At 72.9% G+C, this 9,843-nt stretch carries 9 protein-coding genes; 8 read left to right on the top strand and 1 reads right to left on the bottom strand.

Features of this window, described 5'->3' with window-relative positions; translation table 11 throughout:
• The first annotated feature begins 94 nt into the window (after positions 1-94).
• Together RNC47_RS15720 and RNC47_RS15715 are read left to right on the top strand one after the other, a co-directional pair.
• Positions 95-1,015 carry a proline iminopeptidase-family hydrolase gene (locus tag RNC47_RS15720; protein ID WP_311599271.1) on the top strand — a complete coding sequence of 307 codons (921 nt, stop codon included), beginning with the start codon at positions 95-97 and terminating at the stop codon, positions 1,013-1,015.
• A 3-nt stretch (positions 1,016-1,018) separates the two neighbouring features.
• Positions 1,019-1,969 (top strand): ACP S-malonyltransferase, encoded by a 951-nt coding sequence (locus tag RNC47_RS15715; RefSeq protein ID WP_311599269.1) that lies wholly within the window; start codon positions 1,019-1,021, stop codon positions 1,967-1,969.
• 4 nt (positions 1,970-1,973) lie between these two features.
• Here RNC47_RS15715 and RNC47_RS15710 read toward each other — a convergent pair whose 3' ends face one another.
• Positions 1,974-2,222: an acyl carrier protein gene (locus RNC47_RS15710; RefSeq protein ID WP_311599268.1), complete on the bottom strand. Its 249-nt coding sequence runs from the start codon at positions 2,220-2,222 to the stop codon at positions 1,974-1,976.
• Between the two features lie 136 nt (positions 2,223-2,358).
• On the opposite strand from RNC47_RS15710, the gene RNC47_RS15705 reads away from it, so the two are divergent.
• The 6 genes from RNC47_RS15705 (at position 2,359) to RNC47_RS15680 (ending at position 9,823) form a co-directional block, all read left to right on the top strand.
• Complete coding sequence (locus RNC47_RS15705) at positions 2,359-3,918, top strand: AMP-binding protein (RefSeq protein ID WP_311599267.1); 1,560 nt, start codon at positions 2,359-2,361, stop codon at positions 3,916-3,918.
• 162 nt (positions 3,919-4,080) lie between these two features.
• On the top strand, positions 4,081-5,598 hold the full coding sequence (locus tag RNC47_RS15700) for an AMP-binding protein (protein ID WP_311599266.1): 1,518 nt from the start codon (positions 4,081-4,083) through the stop codon (positions 5,596-5,598).
• A complete protein-coding gene (locus RNC47_RS15695; RefSeq protein ID WP_311599265.1) occupies positions 5,595-6,833 on the top strand; it encodes a type III PLP-dependent enzyme domain-containing protein in 1,239 nt (412 codons plus the stop codon). The genes RNC47_RS15700 and RNC47_RS15695 overlap by 4 nt, the downstream gene beginning before the upstream one ends.
• Positions 6,830-7,333, top strand: coding sequence for a cobalamin B12-binding domain-containing protein (locus RNC47_RS15690; protein ID WP_394814790.1), 504 nt, complete (start codon positions 6,830-6,832; stop codon positions 7,331-7,333). The genes RNC47_RS15695 and RNC47_RS15690 overlap by 4 nt, the downstream gene beginning before the upstream one ends.
• Positions 7,320-8,630: a methylaspartate mutase gene (locus RNC47_RS15685; protein WP_311599263.1), complete on the top strand. Its 1,311-nt coding sequence runs from the start codon at positions 7,320-7,322 to the stop codon at positions 8,628-8,630. The genes RNC47_RS15690 and RNC47_RS15685 overlap by 14 nt, the downstream gene beginning before the upstream one ends.
• Positions 8,627-9,823 (top strand): cytochrome P450, encoded by a 1,197-nt coding sequence (locus RNC47_RS15680; RefSeq protein WP_311599261.1) that lies wholly within the window; start codon positions 8,627-8,629, stop codon positions 9,821-9,823. Before RNC47_RS15685 ends, RNC47_RS15680 begins: the two co-directional genes overlap by 4 nt.
• Positions 9,824-9,843: the final 20 nt, after the last annotated feature.

Genomic DNA, 9,843 nt, shown 5'->3' with positions numbered 1-9,843 from the left:
CCGGCACCGGCCCCTACAGGGCCCGTAGGGGTTGGTGCCGGGGTTCTCCGCTGGCTAGACAGGGTGGCGCGGTAGGACCGAACGGGAGGCGAGGATGGCGGTCGCGGCGACAGCCAAGGGCTGGCTGCCCTTCGGGGAGTTCCGGACGTGGTACCGGGTGACCGGCGCGACGGGTCGCGGGAGGCCAGCCGTCGTCGCCGTGCACGGTGGCCCCGGCAGCACCCACGACTACCTGCTGGGCCTGTGCGCCCTCGCCGACGAGGGCTGGCCGGTGATCCACTACGACCAACTCGGCAACGGCGGATCGACCCGGCTGCCGGACCGCGGCGCCGACTTCTGGACCGTCGAACTGTTCCTCGCCGAACTCGACAACCTGCTGCGCGGCCTGGGCGTCGCCGACGACTACGTGCTGTTCGGCCAGTCCTGGGGCGGCATGCTAGCGGCCCGGCACGCCGCGTTCCGCCCACCCGGCCTGCGCGGTCTCGTCATCGCCAACGCGCCGGCCTCGTACGTGCTGTGGCGCGCCGAGATGGAGAGACTGCGGGCCGGACTGCCGCCGGAGGTCGACGCGACGCTGCGCCGCCACGAGGCGGCGGGCACCACCGACACCGACGAGTACTTCCGCGCCATGCGGGTCTTCTACGACCGGCACGTGTGCCGGATCGTGCCCTGGCCACGTGACTACCAGGCGTCGTTCATGGAGACGGCGACCAACCCCACCGTCTACTCGGTGATGAACGGACCGAGTGAGTTCCACGTCACCGGAACGCTGAAGGACTGGTCGGTCGAGGAGTTCCTGCCCGACATCGAGGTGCCGACGCTGGTGGTCTCGGGCCGGCACGACGAGGCCACGCCCGCCACGGTCAGGCCCTACCAGGAACTCGTCCCCCGGGCCCGCTGGGAAGTGTTCGAGGAGTCGAGCCACCTGCCACACCTGGAGGAGCCGGAGAGCTTCCAGGCCGTCCTCGTCGACTACCTGAGGAGCCTCGGCGACGCCGAGCGGAAAGGGCAGTGACCCATGGAGAGCGCGACACGACCCGGCACCGCGATGGTCTTCCCCGGCATGGGGCCGGCGCGGTTCGCGGACGTCGGGAAGTTCATGCTGCTCAACCCCCAGGCGCGCCGGCTCGTCGCGGCCGCCGACGCCCGGCTCGGCTACTCCCTCGTCGACCGCTTCCGCGAGACGCCGGGGGACTACTCCGAGTACGCCCAGGTGGCGTTCCTGGTGAACTGTCTCGCGCTGGCCGAATGGGCGGAGCGGGAACTGGGGGTCACGCCCGAGGTGTGCGTCGGGGCGAGCTTCGGCGTGAAGACGGCCATCGCCCACGCGGGGGCCCTGCCCTTCGAGGACGCCGTGTGGATGACCGCCGCGCTGGCGCGCCGCATGGACGAGTACTTCGCCACCGAGCACCAGGACGTGGTGACGCACTCCTTCGTGCGCACCCCGGGCGAGCGGGTGAGCGAGGCGCTGGAAGAGCTGCGTGGCCGCGGCGAGTGGTGCGACGTGTCCTGCCACGTCGACCACGACTTCTACATGGTGACGCTGCGCGAACGCAACGTGGAGTGGCTGGACCGGAAGGTCCGGGCGATGGGCGGCCTCACCCTGTACACCATGCGGCCCCCGATGCACTCGCCGGCGTTCGAGGGGCTGCGCCGCGCGGCCGAGGAGGAGGTGCTGGCCGAACTGGACTTCGCCGACCCGACGCTGCCGCTGGTGGCCGACCACGACGGCAGGGTGGTGCGTTCCGCCGAGGAGGTCCGCGCCATGCTGCTGGACGGCTTCGTCCGGCCGCTGCGCTGGCCGACCGTCGTGGCCGCGCTGCGTGACCTGGGCATCGGCACGGTGTGCGTGGCCGGCCAGGACAGCCTGTTCTCCAGGGTGGCGTGCACCAGGGAGAACTTCGAGGTCGTCGCCGCGGGGCCGCAGCTCGCGCTACGGCCCAGACGGCGCGGTGCGGGCGTACCGTGACGGGCTAGTTCGCGGTCTGCAGGGACGCGTCGAGGGCCCGCCACAGGGACCCCGCGGTCTCGAAGGTCTCCAGCGTCAGCGCGTCCTCCGCGAGCCGGGTCCCGTAGAAACCCTCGATCGCCGAGAGCAGTTCCACCATGGCGAGCGAGTCGAGACCGTAGTCGCGGAGATTCGTCTCCGATTCCAGCTCTTCCTCGTCCGACAGGAAGGGGAGGTGTCTCCGCAGAATCTCCTCGTACGAGTTGTCCCACATATCAGCTCCCTGAATCACGAGTCGCCGCGCGGAATGCGAAGCCGGATCGCTCGGCTCAGCACCGTACCGGCGAGGTCAAGAACGGATCGACCCGAACCGACCCCTAGAAACCCGCATCGCAGCGAAGAGCGAGGATATGAACACGGACACCGGGCCCGCCCTGTACGCGCGTTTCCTGCGAGGTCTCGAACGCTCCCCGGACGTGCCGGCGTTCGAGGTCGGGGCGGAGGCGCCGAGCTACGCGCAGACCCACCGGAGGGCCCTGCTGTGGGCCGGGGCGCTGGCCCGGGCCGGGGCCCGCACCGTAGGGGTGCTGGCCGGCAAGGGAACGACCGCCTACACCGGCGTCCTGGCCGCGCTGTACGCCGGCGCCGCCGTGGTGCCGCTGCGGCCCGACTTCCCCCCGGACCGCACGAGGTGGATGCTCGCCGCCTCGGGCGCCACCGCCGTGGTGGCCGACCGCGCCGGGGCGGCGGCGCTGCCCGAGCTGACGGCCGGCGGCGGCCCCGTCGCCGTCCTCGCTCCCCAGGGCGGACCCGGGACGCTCGCGCCGGAACCCGGCCACGCCCTGACCCGGCCGCGCCCGGTGGGGCCGGGGGACCCGGCGTTCCTGCTGTTCACGTCCGGATCGACCGGGCGCCCCAAGGGCGTGACCGTCACCCACGGCGGCACCGACCACTACTTCCGACTGCTGGACGAGCGCTACGACTTCGGCCCCGGCGACGTCTTCTCGCAGACCTTCGACCTGAACTTCGACTGCGCGCTGTTCGACATGTTCTGCGCCTGGGGCGCCGGCGCCCGGCTGGTGGCCGTGCCCCCCGGGGCGTACCGCGACCTGCCGGCCTTCCTCGCCGAACGCCGCGTCACCGTGTGGTTCTCCACCCCCAGCGCCATCGGCCTGGTCCGCAGGACCGGTCGGCTCAGCGCCGCCGCCATGCCGGGACTGCGCTGGAGCTTCTTCGCCGGCGAGGCGCTGCAGTGTGGCGACGCCGCCGACTGGGAACGCGCCGCCCCCGGCTCGGTGCTGGAGAACCTGTACGGGCCGACGGAACTGACCGTCACCGTGACCGCGCACCGCTGGGCCGCCGACGTCTCGCCGCACCGGGCCGTCAACGGCGTGGTGCCCGTCGGGACCCCGCACCCGGGCCACGACATCGTGCTGCTCGACGAGGAGGGGCGCCCCACCACCGACGAGGGGGAGCTGTGTGTGACCGGCCCCCAGCTCACCCCCGGCTACCTCGACCCGGACGACGGGCGTGACCGCTTCCTGCGCCTCGACACCCGGGTCTGGTACCGCACCGGCGACCGGGTGCGGCGGCTGGCCGACGGCGAACTCCTCTACCTGGGAAGGCTGGACGCCCAGGTCCAGGTGCACGGCCTGCGGGTCGAACTGGCCGAGGTCGACCACGCGCTGCGGGCCTGCCCCGGCGTGGAGGAGGCCGCCACGGTGGGCGTCACGACCGACTCCGGCACCGGGCTCTTCGCGTTCTACACGGGCACCCCCGTGCCGCCCACCGAGCTGGCCCGCGGCCTGCGCCGCACCCTGCCGGAGGCGGTGATCCCGCGTCACTACCAACACGTGGACACGCTGCCGCTCAATCCCAACCGGAAGGTCGACAGGTCCGGGCTCGCCGCCCGGGCCGGAGAAGTCCTGGCCCGCCGTGGCCCGGCCGTTCCGGAATCGTCCACACAATAGAGGCCGCTAGGGGTGGGGCCCCGGCTTTGTGGTCCGGTAGCTTCCGGATCGCCGGGAAAACAGGCCGGGAAACACCAGGGAACTTCTCCGCCGGTGATTTTCGGTGATTCCCGGCGAGTCGACATGTGGGCGCCTATTCGCCAGGCAGGCTGGAGCGCGGCAATGGACGTGGAGAACGTACCTCGGCACGATCAGCTCATTCACACACTGCTCGACGAGGCGGCGGCCGAATTCCCGTCGTCCGCCGCGGTGCGGGACGCCGGCGGGGTGTGGGACTACGCGACGCTGGCCGAGTACAGCCACGGTGTCGACGCCTGGTTGCGGGACCGGGGCGTCGGCCCGGGAGACCGCGTGGTGGCCCGCCTGCCGACCACCAGCGAACTCGTCGCCCTCTTCTACGGCGTCTCCCGCCGCGGCGCCGTCTTCGTTCCGCTCAACACCGGGATGAAGGCGTTCCACCTGCGCTCGGTCGTGGAGAACGCCGAACCCCGGCTGGTGATCGTCTCCGACGAGGCCGTCGACACGGTGCGGGCCCTCACCACCGTGCCCGTGCACGGCATCGGCCCGACGTGGGGCGAGGTCGAGGAGCACCGCGCCCTGGGTGCCCGTGCCGAGCCGGTCGGGACCGGTCCCGAGGACATCGCGGTCCTCGTCTACACGTCCGGCAGCACCGCCACCCCCAAGGGGGTGATCGGGCCGCACGGCCGGGTCACCTTCGCGGCGGCCGCCATCAACGCCGAACTCGGCTACCGCCACGACGACGTGGTGTTCTGCCGCTTCCCGATGTCCTGGGACTACGGCCTGTACAAGGTGCTGCTGTCCTGCCTGGGACGCTCCGAGATCGTCCTCGCCGACGGCGAGGACGACCTGGTCCTGCTCCGCCGCATGCGGGAGGTCGGCGCCACCATCGTGCCGATCGTCCCCTCACTGGCCACGATGATCGTCACCCTGGCCGAGCGGTCGGCCGAACCCGCCGCCCCGGTACGGATGTTCACCAACACCGGGGCCGCGCTTCCCCGCACCACCATCGACCGGCTGCGCGCCGCGTTCCCCGGGGCCCACGTGGTCCGCCAGTTCGGGCAGACCGAGTGCAAGCGGGTCTCCATCATGCCGCCGGGCGAGGAACACCAGCGCCCCGACTCGGTTGGCCGCCCCCTGCCCGGCACCCGGGTGCTGATCCTGGACGAGGAGGGACGGGAGCTGCCGACCGGCGCCACCGGCGAGATCGTGGTGACCGGCCCCCACGTCATGCCCGGCTACTGGCGCGCGCCCGAACTGACCGCACGTGCCTTCCGGCCCGGACCCGACGGCGAACCACGCCTGCACACGGGGGACTTCGGTCGGCTCGACGAGGACGGCTACCTCTACTTCGAGGGCCGCCGCGACGACATGTTCAAGCGCAGGGGCATCCGGATGAGCACCCTGGAGATCGAGGCGGCCGCCATGGACATCCCCGGAGTCCGCGCCGCCGGGGCCATACCGCCGGTCGAGGGCCGCGACCTCGCGCTGTGCGTGGAGACCGACCTCGCGCCGCACACCGTGCTGAGGGAACTCGCCAAGCGCCTGGAGCCCGCGAAGGTGCCCGCCGTCTGCCACGTGGTCGACGCCTTCCCGCTCACCGCGCACGGCAAGAACGCCGTCAGGGAACTCCTCCCGCTCCTGGAAGGTACCGAGGCTTGAGCACGCACGCCGAGTTGGCCGAGCGTCACGGCACCCCGCTCTACGTCTACGACCTGGACCGGGTGGACGCCGCCCGCCGGGAGCTGTTCGCGGCGCTGCCCGCGGGGGTCGACCTCTACTACGCGCTCAAGGCCAACCCCCACCCCGACCTGGTCCGCGCGCTGCGTGCCGGCCCGGGCCGGCCCTGCCGGGCGGAGATCAGCTCCGTCGGGGAGCTGGCCGCGGCGCTGGCCGCCGGGTGCCCCGCCGACGAGTGCCTCTACACCGGCCCGGGAAAGACCGACACCGAACTCGACCAGGCCCTGGCCGCCGGGGTCCGCCTGTTCTCGGTCGAGTCCCCCGGCGACCTGCGGCGCATCGGCGCGCACGCCACCCGGCACGGCGTCACGGCCGACTGCCTGCTCCGCGTCAACGCCGCCACCGGGACCGCCACCACCAGCATCAGGATGACCGGCCGGCCCTCCCAGTTCGGCATGGACAGCGAGACCCTGCCCGGCCTGATGCCGGAGCTGCTCGCCGTGCCCGGCACCCGGATCGTCGGCGCGCACCTGTTCACCATGAGCAACGCGAAGGACCAGGCGGGGCTCTTCGCGGAGTTGGAACACGCCGTCGAGCTGGCGACCCGGCTGGCGCACGAGGCCGGCCTGCCCCTGGAGTACCTGGACATCGGCGGCGGCTTCGCCGCCCCGTACGCCGTGCCGGGTCGGCGGGACCGGTACCCGCGGCTCAGGGCCGGTCTCGAGCGACTGCTCGACGAACGGCTGCCGCGCTGGCGCGACGCCACCCCCCGCGTCGCCTGCGAGTCGGGCCGCTACCTGGTGGGCGACAGCGGAACGCTGCTGACGCGCGTCGTCAACATCAAGGAGAGCCGGGGCAGCACCTTCGTCATCCTGGACGCCGGGATCAACGCGGTCGGCGGACTCTCGGGACTCGGCCGGCTGTTGCCGGCCGCGGTGGGCGTCGAGGGCCCGGTGGGCGACCTGCGGGCGAGCCTGGTGGGTCCGCTGTGCACCCCCGGCGACACCCTGGCGCGTGACGTTCCGCTGCCCGCCCTGGAGCCAGGCGACGTCGTCGCCGTCCCCAACGTCGGCGCCTACGGCGTCACGGCCAGCCTGATGGGCTTCCTCAGCCGGCCCGCCCCCACCGAGGTGGTGGTCCGCGCCGGCGAGGTGGTGTCGGTGTCCCGTCTCGAACCGCGCCGGGTCCACGAGCCGGTGAAGGCGGCCGTGGGGTGACCGGCCCGTACCGCCTCGACCAGCGCGGCCCCGCACCACCGGCGACCCCGCCCGGCCGCGACGGCCACGACGGCCGGACCGTGATCGTCAGCAGCCTGGCGTCCGACGCGCACACCTGGAACCTGGTCTTCCTGCAACTGCTCATCGAGGAACTCGGCTACGACGTCGTGAACCTGGGCGCCTGCGTGCCCGACGAACTGCTGCTGTCCGAGACCCTCGACCGGCGACCCCGCATGGTCGTCATCAGCAGCCTCAACGGCCACGGCTACCAGGACGGGATGCGGGTCATCGGCAGGCTGCGCGCCCACGCGGCGCTCACCGACACGCCCGTCGTGATCGGCGGCAAGCTCGGCGTCCTCGGCGCGGAGGGCCGCTCCCACGTCGACGACCTGCTCGCGGCGGGCTTCGACGCGGTCTTCGACGACGACGCGGAGAGCGTCGCCGTGTTCCGCTCCTTCGCCGCCGCGCTGTCCGGGGGTACGGCCCGTGAACCTGGGTGAGTTCGTCCGCGAGTGCCACCGGCGAGGCACGCTGGTCGTGCAGCCCAGGATGGGGTACGCCGACCCGGCCCGGATGCGCGCGGGGCTGCTCGCCACCAGGGGCGCCGACGCCACCACGGTCGGCACCATCACCGTCGACAGCTACACGAGGACCGGGGACCTGGAGTCCGCGGGCCGCGCGCTGCGCGAGGGCACCGGACTCAACGGCTACCCCCTGGTCACCCACGCGCCCTCGACCACCCGCCGGGTCCTGGCGGGCCTGCCGCCCGAGGAGTTCCCCGTCCAGGTCCGGCACGGCTCCGGCCGGCCCCAGGCCATCGTGCGGGCCCTCACCGCCGCGCTCCTGCACGCCACGGAGGGCGGCCCGGTCTCCTACTGCCTGCCCTACGGCCGCACCCCGCTGGCCGAGTCCGTGCGCAACTGGGCCCACGCCTGCGAACTGCTGCTGAAGGGCTGCGACTTCGGCGTCGAAGCCCATCTGGAGACCTTCGGCGGCTGCATGATGGGCCAGCTGTGCCCGCCGAGTCAGCTCGTCGCGCTCAGCGTCCTGGAGGCGTTGTTCTTCGAGCAACACGGGCTGCGCAGCATCTCCCTCAGCTACGCCCAGCAGACCAGCCAGGAACAGGACCGGGAGGCCGTCGCCGCCCTGCGCGCGCTCAGCGCCGAGCTGCTGTCCCCGGCGGTGGACTGGCACGTCGTCGTCTACACCTACATGGGCCTCTACCCGAGGACCGCCCAGGGGGCGTTCGCGCTCCTCGCCCGGGCCGCCCGGCTCGCCGTGGACACCGGCTCGGAGCGGCTCATCGTCAAGACCGCCGCCGAGGCCCACCGCATCCCCACCATCGTCGAGAACGTGGCCGCGCTCGAACACGCCGCCGCGACCGCCGAGTCCGTCGCGCGCCCGGCCGTCCCGCCCGCCGGCACCGACAGCCAGACCCACCGCGAGGCCCGCGCGCTGATCGACGCCGTGCTCGACTGCCACCCCGACATCGGGCGCGCCCTGGTCGAGGCGTTCCGCCGCGGCATCCTCGACATCCCCTACTGCGTCCACCCCGACAACGCCGGCCGCAGCCGCGGCTACATCGACGCCGAAGGACGCCTCGGCTGGGCCGACATCGGCTCCCTGCCGCTCGCCGGCGTCACCGAGACGCGCCGCGCCCGCCCGGTCGGCTCCGCCGAACTCATGCGGGCGCTCTCCCACGTCCAGCACACGTACGACGCGGAGGCGCTCGAGCACCGCGCGAGCCGCCCGGTGGACGCCCGCCGGCGCACGGTCCCCGAGGAGGAGCCGCTATGACGACCAGCAGCGAAGTCCGCAGCTACCCCTTCGAGATGCACGACATCGGCATCTCCCCCCTGTACGCGCGGCTCCGGGCCGAGGAGCCGCTGAGCCGCGTCGCGCTGCCCTACGGAGAACCCGCCTGGCTCGCCACCCGGCACGCCGACGTCAAACTCGTGCTGACCGACCCGCGGTTCAGCCGCGCCATCGCCCAGGGCCTCGACCAGCCGCGGCTCCGCAGGGAGTCGACCGGCGACGGCATCATGGGCATGGACCCGCCGGACCACACCAGGCTGCGCCGGCTCGCCGGAAAGGCGTTCACCGCGCGCCGCGTCGAGCGGATGCGGTCCTCCATCAGGGAGTTGAGCCACCGGCTGATCGACCGCATGGAGGCCGCCGGACGGCCGGCCGACCTCGTCGAGGACTTCGCCACCCCGCTGCCCGTCACCGTCATCTGCGACCTGCTCGGGGTGCCCGTCGAGGACCACCACGTCTTCCGGGAGTGGACCGCGGGCCTCACCGACGACTCCACCGCCAGGGGCGACGTGCTGTACGAGGTCGGGGGCAAGCTGGAGGAGTACATGGCGGGACTCGTCGCCCGGCGCAGGGCGGAGCCCACCGACGACCTGCTCGGCGCGCTCGTCTACGCCCGCGACAACGGCGACCGGCTCACCGAGGACGAACTGATCTCCATCGCCGGCGCCGGACTCCTCACCGGCGGCGTGGAGACCGTCTCCTCCGCCCTGCCCAGCTTCGTCTTCACCCTGCTCACCCACCCCGAACAACTCGCCCGGCTGCGCCGCGAACCCGAGCTGCTGCCCCGCGCCGTCGAGGAACTGCTGCGCTACGTGCCCATCAACACCGCCGCCATGTTCGCCCGTTACGCGCTGGAGGACGTGACCTTCGGCGACACCCTGGTACGGGCCGGCGACCCGGTACTGGCCGCCCTGCACGCGGCCAACCGCGACCCCGAAATCTTCGAGGACCCCGAGCGCCTCGACCTCACCCGCGAACACAACCCCCATGTCACGTTCGGACACGGCCCGCACCACTGCATCGGCGCCCAACTCGCCCGCCTCGAACTCCAGGAGGCGCTGAAGGCGCTCCTGGAGCGCTTCCCCGAGCTCCGGCTCGCCGAAGGACCGGAGGGCGTGGCGTGGAAGTACGGGGTGATCGTGCGCGGCCCCTCCCGCCTGCACATCTCCTGGTGAACACCCCGAGCACCCGACGG

The sequence above is a fragment of the Streptomyces millisiae genome (assembly GCF_031845425.1).
GTDB classification, from domain to species: domain Bacteria; phylum Actinomycetota; class Actinomycetes; order Streptomycetales; family Streptomycetaceae; genus Streptomyces; species Streptomyces millisiae.
Note: the sequence above shows the minus strand (reverse complement) of the source record. Positions and strands in the feature narration are given on the sequence as shown.